Origin of the sequence: Nocardia sp. NPDC057353, assembly GCF_042667085.1 — a bacterium.
Lineage (GTDB): Bacteria > Actinomycetota > Actinomycetes > Mycobacteriales > Mycobacteriaceae > Nocardia.
In genome coordinates, this window is sequence record NZ_JBHVAK010000028.1 from 1 (window position 1) to 24,322 (window position 24,322).

Sequence of the window (24,322 nt, forward strand, 5' to 3'; positions counted from 1 at the left end):
GCACGCACCCGGCCCGGTGTGGCTGGTGCCACACCGGGCCGGTGCCAACGACCGCCGGGCAGTGGCGGCCGATGCGGGGCAGCAACCTCTCGCGAGGCCGCCGCCGCACCCGAGCGGCGAGGGACGTCGGCTCGGGTAGTCCGAAGTTACCCCCCGTCCGGGGAGTAACCGAATGTTCGCGGTTCAGGCGTCCCTGCGGTCGGCCCACACCAGGGCCGCGCCGAAGACCACCGCGACGAAGACGGTGAAGTAGAGCAGGCTGCCCCACACGCCCCAGTGCCAGTCGCCGCCGAACTCGGCGACGCTCAGGAACCGGTTGATGTTGTTGAAGGGCAGGAAGGGTCCCACAGTACGCCCGAAGCTGCCGAACGCGCTCAAGAGCGGCTCCAGAAGCAGCGACCAGAGCACGATCAGCGAGATCGCCGCGGCCGACTGCCGCACCAGCACCCCGACGCCGACGGCGAGCACCACCGCGAGGAAGGCGTAGATCGGGATGCCGTAGATCGCCCGCCACTGGCCTTCGAAAGTCAGCGCGACGGTGGCCTCGGGGCCGCCGATCACCTTGGCCACCGCGACCGCGCCGAAGGCGACCAGGGTGCTCAGCACCGCGCCGTACACCCCGACCAGCCCGGCCTTGGTGAGCAGCACGCTGTACCGGTTCGGCACCGCCTGGAAGGTGGTCCTGATGACGCCGAAGCGGTACTCGCTGGTGACGGTGAGCGCCGCCAGGATCATCAGCACCATCACCCCGAAGCCGGTCACCCCCGAGGTCGCGAAGCCGACGTCGAGCGCGGGCATCCCCGCCTCCGGGTCGCCCGCCGAGCTCCGCACCACCAGCGCGAAAAGCGCCGCGAGGCCGATCCCGAGCGCGACGATCACCGCCGAGCACCACCACGGCGACCTGGTCGAGGTGAGCTTGATCCGTTCCGCTGCCAGCACGCCCATCAGAGCGCACCTCCCATCACCTGTTCGATGCCGCTGCCGTGGTATTCGACCGCGCCACCGGTCATCCGCATGAAGGCGTCCTCCAGCGAGGCGCGCTGCGGCGCCAGCTCCAGGAGGGTGATGGCGTTCTCCCCGGCCAGCGTGCCGACGGCATCGCTGGTGACCCCGGCGACCACGAGCGCGGGGCCGTCCTGCGCGGCGCCGTCCTCGCGCACCGTCATCCCCGCCGAGGTGAGCAGGCTGCGCAGCTGGTCCAGCTGCGGGCTGCGCACCCGGACGGTCGCCTCCGAGGCGCGCTCGATGAACTCCTGGGTGGTGGAGTTCGAGATGAGCTCACCGCGCCCGATCACCACCAGGTGGTCGGCGGTCTGCGCCATCTCCGAGAGCAGGTGGCTGGAGACCAGCACGGTGCGGCCCTCGCCCGCCAGCCGCTGCATGAAGCGGCGGATCCAGAGGATGCCCTCCGGGTCGAGGCCGTTCACCGGCTCGTCGAAGAGCAGCACCTCCGGGTCGCCGAGCAGCGCGCCCGCCAGCCCGAGCCGCTGCGACATGCCGAGCGAGAAGCCGCCCGCGGCCTTGTTCGCCACCTCGGAGAGGCCGACCAGCCGCAGCACCTCCTCGACCCGGTCCTTGCCGATGCCGTTGGAGGCGGCCATCCAGTGCAGGTGCGCCCGCGCGGAGCGGTTCGGGTGCACCCACTTGGCGTCCAGGAGCGCGCCGACGGTGCGGAGCGGATTCTTCAGCTGCCGGTACGGCACGCCCTTGACCAGCGCGGTCCCGGAGGTGGGGGTGTCGAGGCCGAGGATCATGCGCATGGTGGTCGACTTGCCCGCACCGTTCGGCCCGAGGAACCCGGTCACCTGCCCTGGCCGGACGGTGAACGTCAGATCCCGCACCGCGACCGTCTGGCCGTACCGCTTGGTCAGGCCCTTCAGTTCGATCATGCGGCCAAGCATTCCGCATCCGGGGCGCTCCGCGCGTCGGCAGCAAGTCGCGAGGCGCGTCATCCTCGCGGAGGACCCGCCCCCCGACTACAGCTCGGGGGAGGAGGCCTGCGCCCAGAACCGCTTGGGGATGCGCCCGGCCAGCCGGGCGGCGTGCCCGGCGCGCACCGCGTCGGCCATGGCGGCGGCCATCAGCGCCGGTTTGCGGGCCCTGGTGACGGCGGTGGCGAGCAGCACCGCGGAGCAGCCGAGCTCCATGGCGAGCGCGGCGTCGCTGGCGGTGCCGATCCCGGCGTCCAGGATCACCGGCACTCCGGCCCCGGCCACGATCATCTCGATGTTGTGCGGGTTGCCGATGCCGAGGCCGGTGCCGATCGGCGAGCCCAGCGGCATGACCGCGGCGCACCCCGCCTCCTCCAGCCTGCGCGCCAGGATCGGGTCGTCGCTGGTGTAGGGCAGCACGGTGAAGCCCGCGTCGACCAGCTGCTCGGCGGCGCTGAGCAGCTCGACCGGGTCCGGCAGCAGGGTGCGCTCGTCGGCGACCACCTCCAGCTTCACCCAGTCGGTCTCCAGCGCCTCGGCGGCGAGCTGCGCGGTGAGCACCGCCTCGGCGGCGGTGCGGCAGCCCGCGGTGTTCGGCAGCGGGGCGATGCCGAGCCGCTTGAGCAGGTCGAGCACGCCGGTACCGCCCGCGGCATCGATCCGGCGCATGGCGACCGTGGTGAGTTCGGTGCCGGAGGCGAGCAGCGCCTCCTCCAGCACGGTCAGGTTCTCCGCGCCGCCGGTGCCCATGACCAGCCTGGAGTCGAACTCCCGGTCCGCGATCCGGAGCGGCTCGAACTCGGCGGCTTGGACCGCGGTGGCCTCCGGCGTGGCGAGCTCAGCCACCCTGGACCGCCGTCAGCACCTCGATGGACCAGCCGCGGCCGACCGGCTCGTCCCAGCGCGACTTGGGGAAGACCGCGCCGTCGACGGCGAGCGCGACCCCCTGCGTCGGGAGCTCCAGCCGGTCCAGCAGCTCGCGCACCGAGAGCGGCTCGGCGAACTCGTGATCGGCGCCGTTCACGGTGACTCCGATCGGGATGGATGTCGTCATCCGATTCCTCCTGTGTCTGTCGGTGACCCGCGGCCGGGCCGATCGGCGACCGCGGGCACCGGCTCTCGGGTGTGCGGCGTCCCGGCTGCGCCGCTCGGCCCTGGGGTGCGTGGCGCCGCACCGGCGGTGGCAAGCTCCCCGGCGCGTGGCGCCCGGCCTACGGGGGCGCTGCCCGCCGCGGTTCCGGCGCGGAACCGCCCCGGTTCGGCGACCGCGGCCTCGGGCAGCGCGTCGCCCGCCAGCAGCGCGAGCACCGCGTCGGCGGTGAGCGGCACCGCGAGCATGCCGTTGCGGCCGTGCCCGGTGGCCGCGAGCACCCGGTCGTCCAGCGCGCCGATCAGCGGCAGGTTGTCCGGGCTGCCCGGCCGGGAACCGGCGCTCGCCTCGGCGAACTCGTACTCGGCGATGGCCGGGAAGACCGCCTCGGCGTCGGCGATCAGGTCGCGCACCCCGCCGACGGTGACGGCGGTGTCGAAGCCCGCCTCGTACTGGGTGGCGCCGACCACGATCCCGTCGCCGCGCGGCACCAGGTAGAGCGCCCGCCCGTGCACCCTGGCCCGGACCACCCGGCCCGGCGCGGGCGCGGCACCCGGCCGGTGCCGCAGCCGCAGGATCTCACCCTTCACCGGCCGCACCGGCAGCCCAGGCCAGAGCCGGGCGGAGGCGGCGCCCGCGGCGAGCACCACCCGGTCGGCGTCGAGCGCGGCGAGGTCGTCGACCCGGTCGGCGTGCACCCGGACCTCGGCCAGCTCGGCGGCGGCGCGCAGCGCGGTGACCAGCGCCCGGTTGTCGATCGCGGGCTCGTCGGTGAGCAGCCCGGCGCGCACCGTGCGGGCCAACCCCTGCTCCCGCTCCCTGACCCCGGCGCGGTCCAGCAGCCGCAGCTCGTGGCCGTGCTCGGCGCCGAAGTCGGCGACCGTGCGCAGGTCGGCGGCGTCGGCCCGGTCCAGCGCGACGGTCAGCGTCTGCTCGGCGACGAAGAGCGGGATGCCGGTGCGCGCGGTGAGCCGCTCGGCGAAGCCGGGCCAGCGCGCGAGCGCGGCGGCGCCGAAGCCGAGCACCCGCTCCTCGCCGGGCCAGCCCTCGGAGAGCGGGGCGAGCATGCCGCCCGCCACCCAGGAGGCGCCCGCGGCGACCTCCGGGTCGAAGAGGGTGACGGACCACCCGGCCTCGGCGGCCTGCCACGCCACGGCCAGCCCGATGGCCCCGCCGCCGACGACGGCCAGAGTCCGCATCCGCTCCACCTGCCTCCTTGTCGGTATCCACGGTAGCGCGGGGAGCACCGCCCGCCCGCCGACGGCCCGCCCGGCGGGCGGTACCGAGTCGACGGGCGGGAGCGCGGTGACTACCGTCCTTATCCATGCAACCCGGCCACCCGGTTCCGCCGCTCACCCCAGCCCGGCCCGTTCCGCCCCGGGACCGGCTCGGCACCGCCCGGCTCTACCTCTGCACCGACGCCCGCCGCGAGCGCGGCGACCTGGCGAGCTTCGCCGACGCCGCGCTGGCGGGCGGGGTCGACATCATCCAGCTGCGGGACAAGGGCTCGCCGGGCGAGGCGGAGTTCGGCCCGCTGGAGGCGAAGCAGGAGCTGGGCGCGCTGGCCGAGCTGAAGGCCGCCGCCCGCAGGCACGGCGCGCTGCTCGCGGTGAACGACCGCGCCGATGTCGCGCTGGCCGCGGGCGCCGACGTGCTGCACCTGGGCCAGGACGACCTGCCGCCCTGGTACGCCCGCAAGATCCTCGGCCCGGACGTGGTGCTCGGCCGCTCCACCCACGACCGCGACCAGGCCAGGGTGGCCGCGCTGGACGAGCACATCGACTACTTCTGCACCGGCCCGGTCTGGACCACCCCGACCAAGCCGGGCAGGCAGGCCGCGGGGCTGGAGCTGGTCGGCGCCACCGCCGCGGCCGCGCCGACCCGGCCCTGGTTCGCGATCGGCGGGATCGACGCCGAGCGGCTGCCCGAGGTACTCGCCGCGGGCGCGTCCAGGGTGGTCGTGGTCCGCGCGATCACCGAGGCCGCCGACCCGGAGGCCGCCGCCCGCGCGCTCAAGTCCGCGCTGCTGGCGAACGCCTGAGCCGTGCGGTCAGGAGAGCACCTGGCAGCGGGTGAGCGCGAAGACGGCTGTGGGCGTGCCCGGCGCGGCTCCGGCCGCGGCTGCGGCTTCCCGCGCCACTGCGCCGGGGTCGGCTTCCCGCGCCGCGGCGCCGGGGTCGGCTTCCCGCGCCGCGGCGTCGGTGTCGGTGTTACGCGCCTCGGGGTCGGGGTCGATGATCCTGGCGAATTCGCCGGGGCCCGCGGGCTCGGCGTGCAGCCAGACGAAGCCGCGGTCGGCCAGATCGAGGGTGCGCGGCAGCGCCTTGGCGAGCCGGTCGTCCGCGGCGAGGCAGGTCGGGTCGATCCACGCCGGGGCGGCCCGCAGCCCGGGCCAGGCCAGCGCGAAGCCGGGGTGCAGCGGGCGGTCGGCGACCTCGTCCTCCGGGATCCAGGCCAGCTCGGTGCTCTCCGGGTTCCCGGTGAGGGCGAGCGTGGACGGCGCGTCCGCGACGACGGTGGTGTAGGTCCAGCCGCTGGCCGCCTCCGCGGTCACCCGCTCGGCGCGGACCAGGACGTCGTCCGGGCGGATGCCTGCCTCCTCCCCCGCCTCGCGGACCGCCGCGTGCACCGTCGTCTCGTGGCTGTCCCGCGCGCCGCCGGGCAGCGCCCAGGTGCCGCCCTGGTGGCTCCAGAGCGCCCGGTGCTGCAGCAACACCGCCGAGCCGCCGCCGGGCAGCGGCGCCCGCAGCAGCAGCCCCGCGGCGCCGAAGCGGCCCCAGTGCTGCAGGCCGTCCGGGCCGCGCGTCCAGCCGTCCCCGTCACCACGCATCCGCACAACCCGCTCTCGTCCGGCCGCAGCGCTCCACCCGGGGGCGTTGCCCGCGCCGCGGCTCCCGTACGACCACAATAAACTCCGAACACGCGCGCAGCCGCTCACCCGAGACTGGAGGTGGAGATGACGCCGGTGCATGCCGACGTGCGGGCCTTCGTATCCTCCTCGCCCGGCAAGCTGCTCGCGATGGGGATGCTGCTGGTGCTCGTCTGCCTGACCGCGGGGCTCACCACCTCAGAGGTCGCGGCCGAGCGGCAGGACGCGCTGCGCACGCTGCTCGCCGACGCCGAGCCGGACGCCTACTCCGCGCACAGCCTCTACACCGCGCTCTCGGTGGCCGACGCCGCCGCGGGCACCGCCTTCATCGCGGGCGGCCTCGAACCGCAGCCGGTACGCGACCGGTACAGCCAGGCGGTCGGCGAGGCCGCCGCCGAGCTGGTGGCCCGCTCCGGGCACAGCGCCGAGCCGGTGGACGGCCCGGACACCACGCTGCGCACCGAGATCGCCACCGGGCTTCCGGTCTACACCGGCCTGGTGGAGACCGCGCGCACCGCGAACCGCAGCGGCTACCCGGTCGGCGCCGCCTACCTCAGCGAAGCCTCCAACCAGATGCAGAACGTGCTGCTGCCGATGGCGGGCGACCTGCACGAGCACCGCTCGGCCGCGGTGGTGCAGGCCCAGCGCGACCACGTGCGCCCACCGTGGAAGGCGATCCTGCTGCTCGTCGGCGCGCTGCTGGTGCTGCTCTGGGCACAGCGGGAGATCGCGCACCGCTGGCGCCGCACGCTCAACCCGGGGCTGCTCGCGGCCAGCGTGCTGCTGCTCGGGCTCTTCGCCTGGACCGTGGTCGCGGGCTCGATCTCCGCGGCGGCCATGGTGCACGGCCGCGACCAGGGCGCGGTCCCGGGATCGCGGCTCACCGAGAGCCGGATCCTGGTCCAGCAGGCGCGCGCCGCGGAGACGGTGAAGCTGGTGCGCCGGGACGCCACCGGCGACTACGACCGCAGCTACGAGGCCGGGATCACCCGGCTCGCGGAGCTGCTCGACGGCTACCCGCCGGACGCGCCCGCCGCGGGCGACATCGCCGCGGCCCGAACCGCGCTGGCGCGCTGGCAGGCCGCGCACCAGCGGATGAACGACACGCTGAACCGCGGCGACTGGGTCGGCGCCGCGGTGGTCGCGACCGGGCCGGGCCAGGACGACTCGGCGGCCCAGGTGCAGGCGCTCGACACCGCGCTGGAGCAGGCCGTCACCGAGACCAGGGACCGGCTGCGCGGCGAGGCCGGGACGGCGCTGCGGGCGCTGAACCTGCTCGCGCCCGGCGCGTACCTGCTCGGCGTCCTCGCGGCGGTCTGCGTCGTGCTCGGGCTCTGGCCGCGGCTGCGGGAGTACCGATGAGGGCGACGATCCCGCTGCTGCTCCTGCTCGCGCTGAGCACCGTCGTCGGGTGCGCGCAGCCCACCGCGCCCGCGGTGATCAGCCGCACCGCCGAGTACACCGACCCGCCGCTGCCCGCCCAGGCGGTGCCGATCACGCCGGGCGCCCCGCCGCCGAGCCCCGCCGCCGCCGACTGCGGCGACCCGACCGCGAGCCTGCGCCCGACCGGCGCGCTCAGCGGCCCCGCGGTGGACGCCATCCGCGCCCGCGGCAGGCTGATCGTCGGGCTCGACGCGGGCAGCAACCTGCTGAGCTTCCGTGATCCGGTCTCCGGCAGCATCGTCGGCTTCGACGCCGACATCGCGCGGGAGATCGCGCGCGACCTGCTCGGCGACCCGAACGCCATCGAGTTCCGCAGCCTCGGCTCCGCGGACCGGGAGCGCGCGCTGGTCGACCGCACCGTCGACCTGGTCGCCAAGACCATGACGATCACCTGCGAGCGGCGGCGCAGCGTCACCTTCTCCAGCGTGTACCTGCGGGCGCAGCAGCGGGTGCTGGCGCTGAAGAACTCCGGGATCAACGGCATCGGCGACCTGGCCGGGCGCCGGGTCTGCGTGGTCCGCGGCACCACCTCGCTGGACCGGATCCGGCTGCAGCAGCCCGCCGCCACCGTGCTCACCGTCCCCACCTGGGCCGACTGCCTGGTCGTGCTGCAACAGCGGCAGGTGGACGCGGCGAGCACCGACGACACCATCCTGGCCGGGTTGGCCGCACAGGACCCGTACACGCACGTGGTCGGGCCGGGCATCGCCGACGAGCCGTACGGGATCGGCATCCCCAAGGGCGACGACGACCTGGTGCGCGCGGTCAACGCCACGCTGGAGCGGATCCGCGCCGACGGCACCTGGACCGCGATCCACCGCCGCTGGCTCGCCGTCCTCGGCCCCTCCCCCGCCCCGCCCGCTCCGACCTACCAGAACTGAGCGCCATGCCCGCCCCCGCTGCCCCGCCCCCGGACGGCGCGTCCCCCGAGACGCGGCGCGTGCCCTTCACCGGCAACGAGGTCGATCCCGCCGGCGCGGCGCCCGAGACACAGCGCGTGCCCATCCCCGACGAGAGGGGATCCGGCGAAGCGAGCCCGGAGACCCAGCGCGTGTCGTTCGGCGACGACGACGCCCCCGGGACGCAGCGGGCGGAGGGGCCCGCCACCGGGGCGCTGGTCCCGACCGGAACGGTCTCCGGCCGCACCGCGTCGGGGCGAAGCACCCGCACCGTGCGCACCCGCCCGACCGTGCGGAAACTCGGCGCCGGCCTGGTCACCATCCCGGCGGTCCCCCCGGCCGACCCGCTCGACGCCGTCCTCGACGACCCGGTGGTGGCCGAGGGCAAGCGCTTCTGCTGGCGCTGCGGCTCCCCGGTCGGCCGGGGCCAGGACGGCGGCACCGCGGGCACCTGCCCGACCTGTGGCGCAGGCTACGACTTCCGCCCCGCCCTGCACCGCGGCGACATGGTCGCGGGCCAGTACGAGATCCAGGGCTGCCTCGCGCACGGCGGCCTCGGCTGGATCTACCTCGCGGTGGACCGTAATGTGGACGACCGCTGGGTGGTCCTCAAGGGTCTGCTGCACGCGGGCGACGCCGAGGCACAGGCGGTCGCCATGGCCGAGCGCCGCTTCCTGGCCGAGGTGGCGCACCCGAGCATCGTCAAGATCCACAACTTCGTGGAGCACACCGCCGCGGGCGGCGAGCGCATCGGCTACATCGTCATGGAGTACGTCGGCGGCCGCTCGCTGCGCGACGTGCTGGACGACCGCCCGCGCCCGGAGCGGATGCCGGTCGCCGAGGCCATCGCCTACGTGCTGGAGATCCTGCCCGCGCTGGAGCACCTGCACGCCACCGGGCTCACCTACAACGACCTCAAGCCGGACAACATCATGATCACCGAGGACCAGGTCAAGCTGATCGACCTCGGCGCCGTCGCCCCCATCGAGGCATACGGGAACCTGTACGGCACCAAGGGCTTCCAGGCCCCGGAGATCGCCGAGACCGGCCCGACCGTCGCCTCCGACATCTACACCGTCGGCCGCACGCTGGCCGTGCTCACCCTGCGGCTGCGCACCGAGGGCGGCCGCTACCAGGACGGCATCCCGGACCCGGACGAGCACGAGGTGCTGCGGCGCTACCCGTCCTTCGACCGCCTGCTGCGCTGCGCCACCGCCCCCGAGCCGGAGCACCGCTTCCCCTCCGCGCGGACGATGGCGGCGCAGCTGACCGGCGTGCTGCGGGAGATCCTCGCGCTCGACACCGGCGCCGAGCACCCCCAACTCTCCACGGTCTTCAGCCCGCCGCGCGCCGCCTTCGGCACCGAGGGCACCGTCCGCCGCACCGACGCCTACCTGGACGGCATCGCCAGGACGGAGACGTTGGACGCCGCCGAGATCGCGGCCGCGCTCCCGGTCCCGCTGCTCGACCCCGCCGACCCCTCCGCCCCGCTGCTCGCCGCCACCGTGCACCCGGACCCGGAGGAGACCGTCCGCGCGCTGCGGGACGCCCGCGAGCGTGCCGCCGCCGACCCGGAGAACGCCCCGGAGACCATCGAGTTGGAGCTCACCCTGGCCGAGGTGAAGGTCTGGCTGGACCGCGGGGAGGCGGCCCGTGCTCGCGAGGCGCTCGCCCGGCTCGGGGGCGAGGAGGACTGGCGGATCCCCTGGTTCCACGGCGTCGCGCAGCTCCTCGACCGCGAACACACCGCCGCCTACCGCGATTTCGACCAGGTCTACGGCCTGCTCCCCGGTGAGATCGCCCCCAAACTCGCCCTCGCCGCCACCGCCGAGCTGCTCACCCGCACCGCCGCACCCGTCGCACAGGCCGCACCGGCCGCGCAGGCCACACCCGCCGCACAGGCCACACCCGCCGCGCCCGCGCAGGCCACACCCGCCGCATCCGCCGCGCAGGCCACACCCGCCGCATCCGCCGCGCAGGCCGGGCAGCCGCCCGCGGCGAACACCGCCGTGCCGACTTCGCCCGCGGCGAGTACCGCCGACCCGCCGGAATCGCCCGGCGCGACCGAGCACCGAGAATTCGCCGCGCTCGCCCGCCGCTACTACGAGACCGTCTGGCGCACCGACCGCGCCGTGGTGAGCGCCGCCTTCGGCCTGGCCAGGCAGTGGTCGGCGCGCGGCCGGACGGCGGAGGCGGTGCGCGCCATGGACGAGGTCCCGCCGACCTCGCGGCACTACGCCACCGCCCGCACCACCGCGGTGGTCCTGCTGCTCACCGCGCACCCGCCCGCCGACCTGGACGAGAGCACCCTGCAGCACGCCGCCGCCAGGGTGCAGGCGCTGCCGGAGGGCGAACCCCGCGCCACCCAGCTCCGAGTCCTGGTGCTCGGCGCCGCCCTCACCTGGCTGCAGGCCGGGAACACCCCGGAGCGCGACACCCTCTTCGGCGCCCCCTTCACCGAGCGCGCCCTCCGCGACGCCACCGAGGCCGAGCTGCGCTCCCTCGCCCGCGCCGCCCCCACCCGCACCCACCGCTACGCCCTGGTCGACCTGGCGAACACCGTCCGCGCCAAGACCTGGTTCTGAACCGCGCCGGTCCACCGACGACTGATGGCGGTTGCCGCACGCCCCCGCGACCGGGGCGGATGCCGCCCTACCCCGTCACCACGGCGACCGCGGCGCGGGCGATCGCCAACTCCTCGTTGGTCGGCACGACGAGCACCGCCACCTCCGCCCCCTCCGGCGAGATCACCCGCGCCCCGCGCTCGGAGGCGATGTTCCGCTCCGGATCGACCGCGATCCCGTACCGCTCCAACCCGGCCAGCGCATCCGCCCGCACCCCCGGATCGTTCTCCCCGACCCCGGCGGTGAACGTGATCGCCTGCACCGCGCCGAGTTCAACCAGGTACGCCCCGAGGTACCGCCGCAGCCGGTGCACGTACACGTCGTAGGCCAGCCGCGCCGCGGCGTCATCGGCCTCGACCAGCTTGCGCAGCTCCCGGAAGTCGTTCACCCCGGCGAGCCCCTTCAACCCGGACTCCCGATTCAGCAGCCGGTCCACCTCGTCCACCCCGAGCCCGTTGCGCAGCAGGTGGGTGAGCACCCCGGGGTCGATGTCCCCGCCGCGGGTGCCCATGACCAGCCCCTCCAGCGGCGTCAGCCCCATGGTCGTGTCCACCGCGCGGCCCCCGCGGATGGCCGCGGCCGACGCCCCGTTCCCCAGGTGGAAGACGATCTGGTTCAGCTCCGCGGGCTCCCGCCCGAGCAGCAGCGCCACCTGCCCGGAGACGTACTCGTGCGACGTCCCGTGAAACCCGTAGCGCCGAATCCCGAACCGCTCGGCCGTGGCCGTATCCAGCGCGTACGTCCGCGCGGCGGCGGGCAGCCCGTGGAAGAAGGCGGTGTCGAACACGGCGACCTGCGGCACCTCGGGCAGCAGCCTGCGCGCGCTCTCGATCCCGGTGCGGTTGGCCGGGTTGTGCAGCGGCGCCAGCTCGGCCAGCTCCGAGATGGTGCCGAGCACCGCGTCGTCGACCAGCGTCGGCCGGTAGAACACCTCGCCCCCGTGCACCACCCGGTGCCCGACCGCGGTCAACCCGGCCGCCGCCAGGTCCTGCCCGGTCTCGGCGAACAGGTCGAAGGCCACCTTCAGCCCGGCCTCGTGGTCCGGGATCGCCGCCGCGCGCTCGACCCGCCGGTCCCCGGCGCGGTGCTCGACCCGCCCGTCGCCCTCGCCGATCCGCTCGACCAGCCCGGAGGCGAGCACCTCGCCGGACTCCGGGTGCAGCAGCTGGTATTTCAGCGACGAGGAACCCGAGTTCAGGACCAGGACCGTCGACATCGCACTCCCACCTATCCCTGTGCCTGGATGGCGGTGATCGCCACCGTGTTCACGATGTCGGCCACCAGCGCGCCCCTGGACAGGTCGTTCACCGGCTTGTTCAGCCCCTGCAGCACCGGGCCGATGGCGACCGCGCCCGCGCTGCGCTGCACGGCCTTGTAGGTGTTGTTGCCCGTATTCAGGTCGGGGAACACGAAAACCGTTGCCCGTCCCGCCACCTGGGAATCCGGCAGCTTGGCGTCGGCCACCGTCGGCTCGATCGCCGCGTCGTACTGGATCGGCCCCTCGACCGGGAGTTCGGGGGCGCGCTCGCGCACCAGGTCGGTGCCGATCCGCACCTTGTCCACGTCGGCGCCGCTGCCGGATTCGCCGGTGGAGTAGGAGAGCATGGCGACCCGCGGCTCGATGCCGAAGCGCTGCGCGGTGGCGGCCGAGGAGACGGCGATGTCGGCGAGCTGCTCGGAGCTCGGGTCCGGGACCACCGCGCAGTCGCCGTAGGCGAGCACCCGGTCGGCCAGGCACATGAGGAAAACGCTGGACACCGTGGAGACCCCCGGCACCGTCTTCACGATCTCCAGCGAGGGCCGGATGGTGTGCGCGGTGGTGTGCGCGGCACCGGAGACCATGCCGTCCGCGATCCCCTCGTACACCATCATGGTGCCGAAATAGGAGATATCGGTGACGGTCTCGCGGGCCCGCTCCAGCGTCATGCCCTTGTGTTTGCGCAGTTCGGTGTAGATCTCGGCGAAGCGCTCCAGGTGCTCGGAGCCGAGCGGGTCGAGCACCTCCGCGGCGGAGATGTCGACATTGAGCTCGGCGGCGCGGGCCCTGATCTTCTGCTCGTCGCCGAGGATCACCAGGTCCGCGATCCGGCGCTGCAGCACCCGGCCCGCCGCGCGCAGGATGCGGTCGTCGGTGCCCTCGGGCAGCACGATGCGCTTGCGGTCGGCCCGCGCCCGCTCGATGAGCTGGTACTCGAACATCTGCGGGGTCACGATCTCGGTGCGCGGCAGCTCGATCCGGGCCAGCAGCTCGGCGGCGTCGACGTGCTCCTCCATCAGGGCGAGCGCGGTGTCCACCTTGCGCGAGTTCCCGGACGACATGCGCCCGCGGGTGCCGTGCGCCGCGCCCGCCGCGTCGTAGGTGCCGAGCTGCGTGGTCAGGATGGGCAGCCGCGGGCGCAGCCCGGTGATCAGCCGGGAGATGGCCGGGTGCGGCAGCATGCCGCCGTTCATGATGATCCCGGCCAGCGACGGGAAGCCGTCGGCCTCGTGCGCGGCCACCACACCGAGCAGCACGTCCGAGCGGTCGCCCGGCGCGATCACCACCACGCCCTCGGTGAGCCGCTCCAGGATGTGCTCGGCGGTCATGCCGCCCACCATCACCCTCAGCGCCTCGCGGTTCAGCAGCTCCGGGTCGCCGCTCCACAGCTCGCCGCCGAGCGCCGTGCACAGCTCGGCCATGGTCGGCGCGATCAGCAGCGGCACCTCGGGCAGCGTCCAGCTCGGGACCTCGAAACCGGCGAGCGCGGCGCGGATCTCGCCCAGCTCGTCCGGGTCGCAGCGGTTCGCCACGATGGCGACCGACTGCGCGTGCTCGGCCTGCAGCTCGCTGCTGCACAGCTCGACCAGCTGCCGCACCTCGTCCGGGCTGCGGCCTGCACCGCGCACGACGAGCAGCACCGGCGCACCGAGATTCACCGCGATCCGCGCATTGAAGCGCAGCTCGCTCGGGCTGGCCACGTCGGTGTAGTCGCTACCGACCACCACCACCGCGTCGCAGACCGCGGCGACCTCGTGGAACCGCATGACGATCTCGCTGATCGCGGAGTCCGGGTCGGCGTGCACCTGGTCGTAGGTGACGCCGACCGCCTGCGCGTAGTCGATGTCCGCGGTGCTGTGCTCCAGCAGCAGCTCCAGGATGTAGTCAGGCTCGGTCGCGGAGCGGGTGATCGGGCGGAAGACGCCGACCCTGGCCGCGGTGGCGCACAGCATCTGCAGCACCCCGAGCGCCACCGTCGATTTCCCGGTGTCGCCCTCCGGGGAGGCGATGTAGACGGTGGACGGATCGTGGTCGGCCATGCGCACGAGCTTAGTGAAGGAACCGGACGGAACGCCGGGTGCGAGCGGCGCGGACCTGAACTGTCGGCAACCGCACCGCGAACGGTGTCATTCGTCGAAGGGGGTGCGGGTCCGGCCCACCAGATCGGCCACCGAGTCGATGACCGCGGTGGGCCGGTACGGGTACGCCCCCACCGACGCGACGGTGGAGATCCCCGAGGTCACCAGGATGGTGCGCATCCCCGCCTCCAGCCCGGAGATCACGTCGGTGTCCATCCGGTCGCCGATCATGACCGTCGACTGCGAGTGCGCGCCGAGCCTGCGCAGCGCCGAGCGCATCATGAGCGGGTTCGGCTTGCCGACGTAGTACGGGTCGCGGCCGGTGGCCCGCGTGATCAGCGCCGCCACCGACCCGGTCGCGGGGAGCACGCCGTCGCGCGAGGGGCCGGTGGCGTCCGGGTTCGTCGCGATGAAGCGCGCACCCCGCTCCACCAGGCGAATCGCGGTGGTGATCGCCTCGAAGGAGTAGGTGCGGGTCTCGCCGAGCACCACGTAGTCCGGGTCGCTGTCGGTGAGCACGTAGCCGATCTCGTGCAGCGCCGTGGTCAGCCCGGACTCGCCGACCACGTAGGCGGTGCCGTTCGGGCGCTGGTCGTCCAGGAAGGTCGCGGTGGCCAGCGCCGAGGTCCAGATCGCCTCCTGCGGGATGTCCAGCCCCGAGTGCCGCAGCCGCGCCTGCAGGTCGCGCGGCGTGCGGATCGAGTTGTTGGTGAGCACGAGGAACGGGATCTCGTTCTCCCCGAGCTCGCGCAGGAAGGTGTCCGCGCCCGGGATGAGGTGGTCCTCGTGCACCAGGACACCGTCCATGTCGGTCAGGTAGGACAGGATCGGTTCGTCGTTGGCCATCACGGAGCAATTATCGCGCGTTCGTCCTTTCCGCGCGCCGCGCCGCCCTGGTGGCCCTGGCCATCCGGAACAGATACGCCGGGGTGGGCGGCACCCAGGCGAGCTGCTTGGCGGTGCCGAGGTCGTCGCGGTTGGCCCAGTGCTCGCGGACGAGGCCGTCGGTAACCCGGAACCAGTGCGTCTGGGTGGTGGCGAAGGTCAGCCCGGTGGGCGGGAAGGCCTGCTCCACCCCACCCTCGGCGGTGTAGGTGACGAAGGGGCCGGTGTGCCGCCCGGACATGGTGGCGTGCACGACGACGAGGTCGCCGTCGACCACCGTGTCGTGCACCTCCCAGTGCAGGTCGGAGTAGGCGGCGCGGAGCCACAGCGCGGTGGCGTGGAACCCGGCCGGGCCGGGCACGCGGCAGGCGGGCGGTTCGTCCTTCGCCTCGCGGTTGACGGCCTCGGGGTGCACGACGGCGTGGAAGTCGGCCTCGACGCCGGTCGCCATGATCTCGATGCTGCGCAGGCAGAGCGCGCGGGGGTCGGTGGTGCGGGTCATTCGGGGTCCTCGCTGATCGAAGGGGGTGCGGAGGTGAATCGGTTCCGGCGGCAGGAATGTCAACGGCACTATTCACCGAACATGATGTACAGTCGAATAGTGAATTCGAACGGACAGATTGTCAAGCCAAATGTGCGATGATGACGACGTGGGCACACGCAAGTACGAACAGGTGGCACGGGCGGAGAACGCCGAGCAGACCAGGCGCCGGATCCTGGACGCCGTGGCGCAGCGGCTGCGCGAGGCACCGGCCGAGCCGGTGAGCCTGGACCGGGTGGCCAAGCTCGCCGCGGTCTCCAGGACCACGATCTACGCCGACTTCGGCTCCCGCGCCGGGCTCTTCGACGCCTTCGTGCGCGACCTCTGGGAGCGCACCGGGCTCGGCGAGCTGAGCGCCGCCGTCACCGACGTCGAGCCGCGCGCACACCTGCGCGCCGCGATCGCCGCCGCCTCCCGGATGAAGAGCCGCGACCTGGAGATCTACCGGGTGCTGCACGCCATGGACCGGCTCGACCCCGCCTCGGCCGGAGATGCCGTGCGGCACATGGAGGATGACCGCCGCGCAGGCGTCGAGCACCTGGCGAAACGGCTGGCCGATGGCGGCGTGCTGCGCGCGGATGTCAGCGCCGAATGGGCCGCCGACGTGCTGTGGGCGCTCACCGGCTTCGACGCCCTCGACCACCTGCTCACCGGCCGCGGCCTCGATGTCGAGGCCGCGATCGAGCGCATCACCACCACCGCCGAACGCGCGCTCTGCCGTCCGGCCGACGCACAGGAGCCCCGGCGATGACCGACCCGACGCACCCCCGCTTCCCGCGCTCGGCGCGCTACCACCCGGACTGGCTGCGCGCCGCGGTGAGCGGCGGCGCCAACCCGCTGTGGCTCACCGAGTGGCTCGCCGAGGCGGTCGAGCTGCGGCCCGGCATGCGGGTGCTCGACCTGGGCTGCGGCCGCGGCGCCTCGTCGGTGTTCCTGCACACCGAGTTCGGCGTCGAGGTGTGGGCGGTCGACCTGTGGTTCGACGCGGCCGAGCGGACGCGGCGCTTCCGGGACGCGGGCGTCGCCGACGCGGTCTACGCGCTGCACGCCGACGCCCGCGCGCTGCCCTTCGCCCCCGGCTTCTTCGACGCCGTGCTCAGCATCGACTCCTTCGTCTACTACGGCACCGACGACCTGTACGCCCAGTACCTGACCCGCTTCCTGCGCCCCGGCGGCCAGCTCGGCATCGCGGGCGCCGGACTCACCGCCGACCCGGGGTGGCCGGTCCCCGACCACCTCGCCGCCTGGTGGGAGCCCGCGCTGGCCTGCCTGCACACGCCGGAGTGGTGGCACGCGCACTGGGAGCGCAGTGGCCTGCTCGAGGCCGAGCTGGCCGACGCCATGCCGGAGGGCTGGCAGCGCTGGCTGGACTGGCAGTACGCGGTGAACCCGGAGAACGCCGTCGAGATCGCCGCCCTCGAGGCCGACCGCGGCGCCCACCTCGGCTACGTGCGCGCGGTCGCTCGTCGCCGCACCGACGTCGAACCGGACCCGCCCATCACCGCCGTCCCCGCGGAATACACGCGGCACCCGCTGCTGCGCGACCCCGCAGTCGGCACGCCGCTCGACCTCGCGCCCGGCGCGCTGCCGAACCCAGCGCCCGGCGCACCGCGCAACCCCGCGCCCGGCGCGCTGCCCGACCCCGCGCCCGGCACCGGGTAACCCCGCTCCTCTATGGTCGATGCAGGCGGGCGCCCGGCACGAAGTGCCCGCGGCAACGTGGCGACAGGAGTGGCGCACATGGCAGACCTCAAGCTCGGGTACAAGGCCTCGGCGGAGCAGTTCGGACCGCGGGAACTGGTGGAGATCGCCGTCCTCGCCGAGGAGCACGGCCTCGACAGCGCGACCGTCAGCGATCACTTCCAGCCCTGGCGGCACAAGGGCGGCCACGCCCCCTTCTCGCTGGCCTGGATGGCCGCGGTCGGCGAACGCACCAAGCGGATCCAGCTCGGCACCTCGGTGCTCACCCCCACCTTCCGCTACAACCCCGCGGTGATCGCCCAGGCCTTCGCCACCATGGGCGTGCTCTACCCGGGCCGGGTCATGCTCGGCGTCGGCACCGGCGAGGCGCTGAACGAGATCGCCACCGGCTACAAGGGCGAGTGGCCCGAGTTCAAGGAGCGCTTCGCCCGCCTGCGCGAGTCGGTCGCGCTCATGCGCGCGCTCTGGACCGGTGACCGGGTCGACTACGACGGCGAGTACTACCACACCGTCGGCGCCTCCATCTACGACGTCCCCGAGGGCGGCATCCCCGTCTACATCGCCGCGGGCGGCCCGGTCGTGGCCAGGTACGCGGGCCGCGCGGGCGACGGGTTCATCTGCACCTCGGGCAAGGGCATGGAGCTCTACACCGACAAGCTGCTGCCCGCCGTCGCCGAGGGCGCGGCCAAGGCCGAGCGCGACCTCGACCCCATCGACAAGATGATCGAGATCAAGATCTCCTACGACACCGATCCCGAACTGGCGCTGGAGAACACCCGCTTCTGGGCCCCGCTCTCGCTCACCCCCGAGCAGAAGCACTCCATCACCGACCCGATCGAGATGGAGGCCGCCGCCGACGCGCTGCCGATCGAGCAGATCGCCAAGCGCTGGATCGTGGCCAGCGACCCCGACGAGGCCGTCGAGCAGATCAAGCCCTACCTCGACGCGGGCCTGAACCACCTGGTCTTCCACGCCCCCGGCCACGACCAGCGCCGCTTCCTCGACCTCTTCCAGCGCGACCTCGCGCCGCGGCTGCGCAAGCTGGGCTAGGAATCCAGCTCCAGCCGGTCCATCGTCGCCGCGAGTTCGGTGAGCGCGGCGACGATCTCGGCGAACCGCTCGGCACCGAGCTCAGCGGCGAGCCGGTGCGCCACCTGCGCGTGCTGCGGGTCGATCCGGCGCACCGCCGCCAGGCCTTCGTCGGTGACGGCGACCAGTTTGGCGCGGCGGTGCGCCGGGTTCTCCCGGTACTCGGCGAGCCCCTTCTCGACCAGCAGGTCGGCGATGCGCTGCACGCTCTGCCTGGTGATCCCCATGGCCCTGGCGATGCCCGCGACGGGGAGCGGTTCGCGCAGCACCGCGCCGAGCACCTGCCACCAGGCGGCGGTGAGCCCGGCGGGGGCGGCGAGCTTCTCGGCGACCGCGAGGAAGCGGCCGTTCAGCGCGAACGAGGTGATGGCGGCGGTGCTGAAGAGTTCCTGCTCGGTCACGCGCCGTGCTCCGCGAGCACCGCGTACGCGCTCGGGTCGCGCTCGGCGAAGAGCCGGAACCAGGCGTCCAGCACCTGCGGCTCGTAGACGTCGAGCACCGCGAAGAGCTGGTGCGCGAAGTGGAAGGGCGCCAGCGAGGTCGCGGTGACGACATTGCCGTCGGTGACCGCCGGCTCGTCGCGGTAGCGCGCGGCGCCCGCGTAGCCGCTGGACGCCAGGTAGCCGGGGTCGTTGCTGGTGTGCGCCCTGGTATCGAGCAGCCCGGCCTTGGCGAGCCCGAAGGTAGCGCCGCAGATGGCCGCGACCGGCCGCCCGGCGTCGAGGAACCCGCGGGCCAGCTCGGCGAAGGCCGCCAACTCGTCGCCCTGATCCCAGAGCGCGGCCCCGGGCAGGATGAGCGCGGCCGCCCGGTCGAGGTCGACCGCGCTCAGATCGACGTCGGGCAGGATGCGCATGCCGCCGCCGGTGGTCACCGGCTCGGTGCCGCGACCGACCGTGCGCACCACGAGCGAGCCGGGTTCGCGCTGCAGCTCGGGGTTGTTGAGGTACGCGATGGCGGCCCCGACCTCCCAGTCGGCCAGGGTGTCGTAGACCGCCGTGTACACGATGCGAGGTTCCGAAGTCATGACAGCATCCTGTCAAACATGACAGGATGCTGTCAATAGCTCAGCCGAGCGCGTGGTCCAGGTCCGCGATCAGGTCCTCGACATCCTCCAGGCCGACCGAGATGCGAACGACGCCGTCGGTGAGCCCGATCCCGGCCCGCCCCTCCGCGCCCATGGCCCGGTGCGTGGTGGTGGCCGGGTGCGTGATCAGCGTCTTGGCGTCGCCGAGGTTGTTCGAGATGTCGATGACGCGCAGCCGGTTCAGCACCTCGAAGGCGCGCTTCTTGCCCTCGCCGTCGGGGGCGGCCAACTCGAAGGTAACCACCGTGCCGCCGCCGCTCATCTGGGTGGTGGCCAGCTCGTGCTGCGGGTGCGACTCCAGGAAGGGGTAGCGCACCCAGCCCACCGCCGGGTGGCCCTCCAGGAAGCGGGCGACCTCGAGCGCCGCCGCGGTGGAGTGCCGAACGCGCAGCGGCATGGTCTCCAACCCCTTGAGCAGAGTCCAGGCGTTGAACGGGCTGAGCGCGGGGCCGGTGTGCCGCATGAGCGTCTTCACCGGGCCGTCGATGTACTCGCGCTCGCCCAGGATGGCGCCGCCGAGCACCCGGCCCTGGCCGTCGATGTGCTTGGTGCCGGAGTAGACCACCACGTCGGCGCCGAGCTCCAGGCTGCGCTGCAGCAGCGGGGTGGCGAAGACATTGTCCAGCACCACCTTCGCGCCCGCGGCGTGCGCGAGCTCGCTGACCCGCCGCACGTCCACCAGGTTCTGCATGGGGTTGGCCGGGGTCTCGAAGAAGACCGCCTGGGTCGGCACCGAGAGCGCCTGCTCCCACTGGTCCAGGTCCTCACCGTCGACGAAGACCGTCTGCACGCCCCAGCGCGGCAGGATCTCGTTCGCCACCACGAAGCAGGAGCCGAAGAGGCTGCGCGCGGCGACCAGCCGGTCACCGGCCTTCAGCAGCGCGCCGAGCGCGGTGAAGACCGCCGCCATGCCGCTGGCGGTGGCGAAGCACGCCTCGGCGCCGTCGATCAGCCGCATCCGCTCCTCGAAGACGGCGACCGTCGGGTTGCCGTAGCGGGAGTAGACGAAGTGCTCGACATCGCCGGTGAAGGCGGCCTCGGCCGCCTCGGCGCTCTCGTAGACGAAGCCCGAGGTGAGGTAGAGCGCCTCGGAGGTCTCCTCGAAGCCGGAGCGGCGCAGCCCGCCGCGCACGCCGAGCGTGGCCGGGCCGACGTTCTCCGGCAGCGGCCGGTCGAAGGCGCCGCCGGTGATCACGACTGCCGCCAGGGCAGGCCGTCGGCGCGCCAACCGGCGGAGCCGCGGTGGCCCGCGCCGTCGATCGGGCCCTCGAAGCCGTCGATCACGTTGTAGGAGGGGGCGATTCCGGCGCCGGTCGCCAGCCCGGCGGCGTTCGCCGAGCGCTGGCCGGAGCGACACAGGAACACCACCGGCGCCTCCGGGTCACGCCCGTCGAGCGCGCGCTGCAGCTGCTCCAGGAAGGCCGGGTTGGGCGAGCCGGTGCCGTCCACCCACTCGATCAGCGCGGTCGGGCGCTCCAGCTCGGTGGTGTCCGGCACGCCGACGAAGCGCCACTCGGCCTCGGTGCGCACGTCGACCAGCACGGCGGACGGATTGTCGCGCAACAGCTCCCACGCCTGCTTGGGGGTGATGTCACCGGCATAACTCATGTCGAACCTCCTGTGAATCCACGCTTGCCGCATGGGAACGCCGCATACGGCCAGGTCGTCACCCGGAGCACCCCGCCGCGGAGGAGGGTTGCCGACCAGCCGAGCCGGGGCTTGACGCTGGTTCTCATGACCTTGCGAACCGAGATTGCCCCGGCGCGGCGGCCGCTGTCAACACGAGTTTCCCCGCGTCCGGGCGCGTCATCCGCAGACCAGCCAGCGGTCGCCGTCCCTGGTCAGGGTCCAGGTCGCGGTGGCCTCCCTGCCGTTCACCCGGGTGGTCACCGTGATCCGGCCACGGTCGCCCTCGACCACCGGGTTCGCCAGTGCCCCGACCTCGATCTCGGTGCGCGTCTCCGGCCCGCCGAGCTGCTCGGCCAGCGGCGAGGCGGCCTCGTCGAAGCCATCGCAGGCGGTGCCGGGCGGGGGGACCGCGTCGGTGCGGCCGCGGGCATCCGCGTAGTTGCGCACCGCGGCCGACATCTTGTCCGCCTCTGTGACATTTTTCTCAACCGGCGACAGCACCCCGGCGAGCACGATCCCCACCAGGACCAGCACCGCGACCACCCCGGCCGCCACGAACGGGACGATCGAGCGGACTTCCGGCTCCGGATCGTTGGGCTGCTGCTCGCTCATCCCTCGATGATCACCGATGACCTGGGCCGTCGGCGCACCGGCCCCGGCAGGATACGCGCTGCCCACCCGGGTCGCGGCCCGCGTGGAGCAGGGCCGATAGAATGGGAGCTTGCGACTCGTGCCGGAGCCGCCTTCCGATGCTCCGGAGAGAATCGGAGCGCGGTCCCGTACCGATCTCAGGTTAGCCTGGGCTAAGTAGACGCCAGATGAACGTATCGACCGAAGGTGCGCGTGAACATGACCGAACAGAGTGAGGCGGCTCGGCCGCTCCGCATTGCGATCGTGGGTGCAGGCCCGGCCGGGATCTATGCCGCCGACGCGCTGATGAAGTCCGACGCGGACGTCTCCATCGATCTCTACGAGCGGATGCCCGCGCCGTTCGGGCTGATCCGCTACGGCGTCGCGCCCGACCACCCGCGCATCAAGGGCATCATCACCGCGCTGCACAAGGTGCTGGACAAGGAGCAGGTGCGGCTGCTCGGCAATATCGACTACGGCACCGACATCACCCTGGACGACCTGCGCCGCTTCTACGACGCCGTCATCTTCTCCACCGGCGCCAACGCCGACCGCGCGCTCACCATCCCCGGCATCGACCTGGACGGCTCCTACGGCGCCGCCGACTTCGTCTCCTGGTACGACGGCCACCCCGATGTCCCGCGCACCTGGCCGCTGGAGGCCGAGAAGGTCGCGGTGCTCGGCGTCGGCAACGTCGCGCTGGACATCGCCCGCGTGCTCGCCAAGACCGGCGACGAGCTGCTGCCGACCGAGATCCCGCCGAACGTCTACGAGGGGCTCAAGCAGAACAAGGCCGTCGAGGTGCACGTCTTCGGCCGCCGCGGCCCCGCGCAGGCCAAGTTCACCCCGCTGGAGCTGCGCGAGCTTGACCACTCGCCGACCATCGAGGTCATCGTCGACCCCGAGGACATCGACTACGACGAGGGCTCCGAGGCCGCGCGCCGCCACTCCAAGCAGGTCGACATGGTCGCCAACACGCTCGAGCAGTGGGCCATCCGCGACCAGGGCAACCGGCCGCACAAGCTCTTCCTGCACTTCTTCGAGGCGCCGACCGAGGTGGTCGGCGACGCCGACGGCAAGGTCGTCGGGCTGCGCACCGAGCGCACCCAGCTGGACGGCACCGGCAACGTCAAGGGCACCGGCGAGTACCGCGACTGGGAGGTGCAGGCCGTGTACCGCGCGGTGGGGTACCTGTCGCAGAACATCACCCAGCTGCCCTTCGACGACCAGGCGGGCACCGTGCCGAACGAGGCGGGCCGCGTCCTGATCGACGAGAACGCCGACGGCAAGGCCCGCTACCTGCCCGGCACCTACGTGACCGGCTGGATCAAGCGCGGCCCGGTCGGGCTGATCGGCCACACCAAGGGCGATGCCAACGAGACCGTCGCCTGCCTGCTGGACGACAGCAAGGACTTCCCGCGCGCCGAGAACCCCCACCCCGAGGCCGTGATCGAGTTCCTCGAGGGCAAGGGCGTGCCCTACACCACCTGGCAGGGCTGGTACCGCCTGGACGCGCACGAGCGCTCGCTGGGCGAGCCCGAGGGCCGCGAGCGGGTCAAGGTCGTGGAGCGCGAGGACATGCTGCGCGCCAGCGAGCCGAACAAGGTCTAGCGCGCGTCGCCTGCCGGAACGTAGGAGTCCGGCAGGCGACAGCCGCACCCACCTCGAGGCATTCTGTACACGTGTTCGATGCCCACGTCCACATCTTCGACCCGCGGTTCCCGCTGGCCGAGAACGAGGGACACCTGCCCTCCGCCTACACCGTCGCCGATTACCGAAAGCGCATGCGGCGCTTCGACATCAGCGGCGGCGCCGTGGTCAGCGGGTCGTTCCAGGGAACCGACCAGAGCTACCTGAAGGCCGCGCTCGCCGAGCTCGGCACCGGGTGGGTCGGGGTTACCCGGCTTGACCTGGACGCCTCCGACGAGGAGATCCAGGAGCTGAACAAGATCGGCGTGCGGGCGCTGCGCTTCAACCTGAAGCGCGCGGCGGGCGACATCACCCAGCTCACCCAGCAGGCGGTGCGCGCGCACGACATCGCGGGCTGGCACGTCGAGCTCTACATCGACGGCTCGATGCTCGCCTCGCTGCAGCCCGTCGTCACCAAGCTGCCCGCGCTCTCCGTCGACCACCTCGGCATGTCCGCCGAAGCCGTGCCGTACCTGCTCGACCTGGTCGACCGCGGCGCCCGCGTGAAGGCCACCGGCTTCGGCCGCGTCCAGATGCGCGTCCCCGACACCCTGCGCCGCATCCACGCCGTGAACCCGCAGGCCCTCATGTTCGGCACCGACCTGCCTGGCACCCGCGCGGGCCGCCCCTTCCGCGACTCCGACGTCGACCTGCTCTGCGACGTCGTCGGCACCGACATGCACGCGGTCCTGGAGAACAACGCCCGCGCCTTCTACAAACTCCCCGCCCGGCACCGCCCCGCGGGCTCCGACCCCCGCCCCGGCCGCTGGCGCGCCGCCCCCGAGGACCCGCCCACCCTGCCGCTGCGCCGCGACCAGCTCCCCCGGCTCGACCCCAACGCCACACTCCCGCTACCGGTGATCGAGTAACCGGCTCCCC

At 73.3% G+C, this 24,322-nt stretch carries 23 protein-coding genes, 1 pseudogene and 1 riboswitch; of the genes and pseudogenes, 9 read left to right on the plus strand and 15 right to left on the minus strand.

All coding sequences use genetic code 11. The annotated features are described in order from the left end of the window. Positions 1 to 183 precede the first annotated feature (183 nt). From ACFUUZ_RS16510 to thiO, 5 genes and pseudogenes are all read right to left on the minus strand, one after another. Complete coding sequence (locus tag ACFUUZ_RS16510; RefSeq protein WP_378696920.1) at positions 184 to 945, minus strand: ABC transporter permease; 762 nt, start codon at positions 943 to 945, stop codon at positions 184 to 186. After that, a complete protein-coding gene (locus ACFUUZ_RS16515) occupies positions 945 to 1,889 on the minus strand; it encodes an ABC transporter ATP-binding protein (protein WP_378696922.1) in 945 nt (314 codons plus the stop codon). Before ACFUUZ_RS16515 ends, ACFUUZ_RS16510 begins: the two co-directional genes overlap by 1 nt. A gap of 87 nt (positions 1,890 to 1,976) precedes the next feature. Next, positions 1,977 to 2,777, minus strand: a complete 801-nt coding sequence (locus ACFUUZ_RS16520) for a thiazole synthase (protein WP_378696924.1) — start codon at positions 2,775 to 2,777, stop codon at positions 1,977 to 1,979. After that, complete coding sequence (thiS, locus tag ACFUUZ_RS16525) at positions 2,770 to 2,985, minus strand: sulfur carrier protein ThiS (protein WP_357017760.1); 216 nt, start codon at positions 2,983 to 2,985, stop codon at positions 2,770 to 2,772. Before thiS ends, ACFUUZ_RS16520 begins: the two co-directional genes overlap by 8 nt. Before the next feature lie 191 nt (positions 2,986 to 3,176). Next, positions 3,177 to 4,220, minus strand: a pseudogene (gene thiO / locus ACFUUZ_RS16530) (glycine oxidase ThiO); the annotation flags it as partial. Positions 4,221 to 4,345: 125 nt separating this feature from the next. Here thiO and thiE point away from each other — a divergent pair. Continuing rightward, positions 4,346 to 5,062, plus strand: a complete 717-nt coding sequence (thiE, locus tag ACFUUZ_RS16535) for a thiamine phosphate synthase (protein ID WP_378696926.1) — start codon at positions 4,346 to 4,348, stop codon at positions 5,060 to 5,062. Positions 5,063 to 5,071: 9 nt separating this feature from the next. Here the strand turns inward: thiE and ACFUUZ_RS16540 are convergent, their stop codons facing one another. Beyond that, a complete protein-coding gene (locus tag ACFUUZ_RS16540) occupies positions 5,072 to 5,851 on the minus strand; it encodes an NUDIX domain-containing protein (protein WP_378696928.1) in 780 nt (259 codons plus the stop codon). Positions 5,852 to 5,977: 126 nt separating this feature from the next. On the opposite strand from ACFUUZ_RS16540, the gene ACFUUZ_RS16545 reads away from it, so the two are divergent. From ACFUUZ_RS16545 to ACFUUZ_RS16555, 3 genes are all read left to right on the plus strand, one after another. Continuing rightward, the gene (locus tag ACFUUZ_RS16545; protein ID WP_378696929.1) at positions 5,978 to 7,252 is read left to right on the plus strand and encodes a hypothetical protein; all 1,275 of its coding nucleotides are present in this window, start codon (positions 5,978 to 5,980) and stop codon (positions 7,250 to 7,252) included. Next, positions 7,249 to 8,214, plus strand: a complete 966-nt coding sequence (locus ACFUUZ_RS16550; protein ID WP_378696931.1) for a glutamate ABC transporter substrate-binding protein — start codon at positions 7,249 to 7,251, stop codon at positions 8,212 to 8,214. Before ACFUUZ_RS16545 ends, ACFUUZ_RS16550 begins: the two co-directional genes overlap by 4 nt. A 116-nt stretch (positions 8,215 to 8,330) precedes the next feature. Further along, positions 8,331 to 10,817, plus strand: a complete 2,487-nt coding sequence (locus tag ACFUUZ_RS16555; RefSeq protein ID WP_378696933.1) for a tetratricopeptide repeat protein — start codon at positions 8,331 to 8,333, stop codon at positions 10,815 to 10,817. 67 nt (positions 10,818 to 10,884) lie between these two features. Here the strand turns inward: ACFUUZ_RS16555 and ACFUUZ_RS16560 are convergent, their stop codons facing one another. The 4 genes from ACFUUZ_RS16560 to ACFUUZ_RS16575 all read right to left on the minus strand — a co-directional run bounded on the left by ACFUUZ_RS16560 (position 10,885) and on the right by ACFUUZ_RS16575 (position 15,579). Continuing rightward, positions 10,885 to 12,072 (minus strand): acetate kinase, encoded by a 1,188-nt coding sequence (locus tag ACFUUZ_RS16560; protein WP_378696935.1) that lies wholly within the window; start codon positions 12,070 to 12,072, stop codon positions 10,885 to 10,887. Between the two features lie 11 nt (positions 12,073 to 12,083). Further along, positions 12,084 to 14,153: a phosphate acetyltransferase gene (pta, locus tag ACFUUZ_RS16565; RefSeq protein WP_378696937.1), complete on the minus strand. Its 2,070-nt coding sequence runs from the start codon at positions 14,151 to 14,153 to the stop codon at positions 12,084 to 12,086. An 87-nt stretch (positions 14,154 to 14,240) separates the two neighbouring features. After that, the gene (locus tag ACFUUZ_RS16570) at positions 14,241 to 15,038 is read right to left on the minus strand and encodes an HAD-IIA family hydrolase (protein ID WP_378696939.1); all 798 of its coding nucleotides are present in this window, start codon (positions 15,036 to 15,038) and stop codon (positions 14,241 to 14,243) included. A 10-nt stretch (positions 15,039 to 15,048) separates the two neighbouring features. Beyond that, on the minus strand, positions 15,049 to 15,579 hold the full coding sequence (locus tag ACFUUZ_RS16575) for an ester cyclase (RefSeq protein ID WP_378696941.1): 531 nt from the start codon (positions 15,577 to 15,579) through the stop codon (positions 15,049 to 15,051). A 148-nt stretch (positions 15,580 to 15,727) separates the two neighbouring features. Here ACFUUZ_RS16575 and ACFUUZ_RS16580 point away from each other — a divergent pair, with 148 nt between their 5' ends. From ACFUUZ_RS16580 to fgd, 3 genes are all read left to right on the plus strand, one after another. Continuing rightward, on the plus strand, positions 15,728 to 16,369 hold the full coding sequence (locus ACFUUZ_RS16580; protein WP_378696943.1) for a TetR/AcrR family transcriptional regulator: 642 nt from the start codon (positions 15,728 to 15,730) through the stop codon (positions 16,367 to 16,369). Then, positions 16,366 to 17,280, plus strand: coding sequence for an SAM-dependent methyltransferase (locus ACFUUZ_RS16585; RefSeq protein WP_378696945.1), 915 nt, complete (start codon positions 16,366 to 16,368; stop codon positions 17,278 to 17,280). The genes ACFUUZ_RS16580 and ACFUUZ_RS16585 overlap by 4 nt, the downstream gene beginning before the upstream one ends. 78 nt (positions 17,281 to 17,358) lie before the next feature. Further along, positions 17,359 to 18,369: a glucose-6-phosphate dehydrogenase (coenzyme-F420) gene (gene fgd, locus ACFUUZ_RS16590; protein ID WP_378696947.1), complete on the plus strand. Its 1,011-nt coding sequence runs from the start codon at positions 17,359 to 17,361 to the stop codon at positions 18,367 to 18,369. On the opposite strand, the gene ACFUUZ_RS16595 is transcribed toward fgd, so the two are convergent. The 5 genes from ACFUUZ_RS16595 to ACFUUZ_RS16615 all read right to left on the minus strand — a co-directional run bounded on the left by ACFUUZ_RS16595 (position 18,366) and on the right by ACFUUZ_RS16615 (position 21,736). Beyond that, the gene (locus ACFUUZ_RS16595; protein WP_378696949.1) at positions 18,366 to 18,809 is read right to left on the minus strand and encodes a MarR family winged helix-turn-helix transcriptional regulator; all 444 of its coding nucleotides are present in this window, start codon (positions 18,807 to 18,809) and stop codon (positions 18,366 to 18,368) included. The genes fgd and ACFUUZ_RS16595 overlap by 4 nt on opposite strands. Then, positions 18,806 to 19,435, minus strand: coding sequence for a DJ-1/PfpI family protein (locus tag ACFUUZ_RS16600; protein WP_378696951.1), 630 nt, complete (start codon positions 19,433 to 19,435; stop codon positions 18,806 to 18,808). The genes ACFUUZ_RS16595 and ACFUUZ_RS16600 overlap by 4 nt, the downstream gene beginning before the upstream one ends. Before the next feature lie 40 nt (positions 19,436 to 19,475). Beyond that, the gene (locus ACFUUZ_RS16605; RefSeq protein ID WP_378696953.1) at positions 19,476 to 20,690 is read right to left on the minus strand and encodes an O-succinylhomoserine sulfhydrylase; all 1,215 of its coding nucleotides are present in this window, start codon (positions 20,688 to 20,690) and stop codon (positions 19,476 to 19,478) included. Continuing rightward, positions 20,687 to 21,103: a rhodanese-like domain-containing protein gene (locus tag ACFUUZ_RS16610; RefSeq protein ID WP_378696954.1), complete on the minus strand. Its 417-nt coding sequence runs from the start codon at positions 21,101 to 21,103 to the stop codon at positions 20,687 to 20,689. Before ACFUUZ_RS16610 ends, ACFUUZ_RS16605 begins: the two co-directional genes overlap by 4 nt. A gap of 15 nt (positions 21,104 to 21,118) precedes the next feature. Then, positions 21,119 to 21,235, minus strand: a riboswitch (SAM riboswitch). A gap of 66 nt (positions 21,236 to 21,301) precedes the next feature. Continuing rightward, entirely contained in the window at positions 21,302 to 21,736 is a 435-nt protein-coding gene (locus tag ACFUUZ_RS16615; protein ID WP_378696956.1) for a hypothetical protein, read from the minus strand. 237 nt (positions 21,737 to 21,973) lie between these two features. Between ACFUUZ_RS16615 and ACFUUZ_RS16620 the strand changes: the two genes are divergently transcribed. Both ACFUUZ_RS16620 and ACFUUZ_RS16625 read left to right on the plus strand, forming a co-directional pair. Continuing rightward, on the plus strand, positions 21,974 to 23,365 hold the full coding sequence (locus tag ACFUUZ_RS16620) for an FAD-dependent oxidoreductase (RefSeq protein ID WP_378696958.1): 1,392 nt from the start codon (positions 21,974 to 21,976) through the stop codon (positions 23,363 to 23,365). Between the two features lie 71 nt (positions 23,366 to 23,436). Continuing rightward, positions 23,437 to 24,312: an amidohydrolase family protein gene (locus ACFUUZ_RS16625; protein WP_378696960.1), complete on the plus strand. Its 876-nt coding sequence runs from the start codon at positions 23,437 to 23,439 to the stop codon at positions 24,310 to 24,312. Positions 24,313 to 24,322 lie beyond the last annotated feature (10 nt).

Coding starts and splice junctions, on each gene's coding strand:
- ACFUUZ_RS16585 (WP_378696945.1), top strand. CDS start 16,366: ATGACCGACCCGACGCACCCCCGCTTCCCGCGCTCGGCGCGCTACCAC.
- ACFUUZ_RS16515 (WP_378696922.1), bottom strand. CDS start 1,889: ATGATCGAACTGAAGGGCCTGACCAAGCGGTACGGCCAGACGGTCGCG.
- fgd (WP_378696947.1), top strand. CDS start 17,359: ATGGCAGACCTCAAGCTCGGGTACAAGGCCTCGGCGGAGCAGTTCGGA.
- ACFUUZ_RS16545 (WP_378696929.1), top strand. CDS start 5,978: ATGACGCCGGTGCATGCCGACGTGCGGGCCTTCGTATCCTCCTCGCCC.
- ACFUUZ_RS16600 (WP_378696951.1), bottom strand. CDS start 19,435: ATGACTTCGGAACCTCGCATCGTGTACACGGCGGTCTACGACACCCTG.
- ACFUUZ_RS16570 (WP_378696939.1), bottom strand. CDS start 15,038: ATGGCCAACGACGAACCGATCCTGTCCTACCTGACCGACATGGACGGT.
- ACFUUZ_RS16615 (WP_378696956.1), bottom strand. CDS start 21,736: ATGAGCGAGCAGCAGCCCAACGATCCGGAGCCGGAAGTCCGCTCGATC.
- ACFUUZ_RS16575 (WP_378696941.1), bottom strand. CDS start 15,579: ATGACCCGCACCACCGACCCCCGCGCGCTCTGCCTGCGCAGCATCGAG.
- pta (WP_378696937.1), bottom strand. CDS start 14,153: ATGGCCGACCACGATCCGTCCACCGTCTACATCGCCTCCCCGGAGGGC.
- ACFUUZ_RS16540 (WP_378696928.1), bottom strand. CDS start 5,851: ATGCGTGGTGACGGGGACGGCTGGACGCGCGGCCCGGACGGCCTGCAG.
- thiS (WP_357017760.1), bottom strand. CDS start 2,985: ATGACGACATCCATCCCGATCGGAGTCACCGTGAACGGCGCCGATCAC.
- thiE (WP_378696926.1), top strand. CDS start 4,346: ATGCAACCCGGCCACCCGGTTCCGCCGCTCACCCCAGCCCGGCCCGTT.
- ACFUUZ_RS16510 (WP_378696920.1), bottom strand. CDS start 945: ATGGGCGTGCTGGCAGCGGAACGGATCAAGCTCACCTCGACCAGGTCG.
- ACFUUZ_RS16560 (WP_378696935.1), bottom strand. CDS start 12,072: ATGTCGACGGTCCTGGTCCTGAACTCGGGTTCCTCGTCGCTGAAATAC.
- ACFUUZ_RS16620 (WP_378696958.1), top strand. CDS start 21,974: ATGACCGAACAGAGTGAGGCGGCTCGGCCGCTCCGCATTGCGATCGTG.
- ACFUUZ_RS16610 (WP_378696954.1), bottom strand. CDS start 21,103: ATGAGTTATGCCGGTGACATCACCCCCAAGCAGGCGTGGGAGCTGTTG.
- ACFUUZ_RS16550 (WP_378696931.1), top strand. CDS start 7,249: ATGAGGGCGACGATCCCGCTGCTGCTCCTGCTCGCGCTGAGCACCGTC.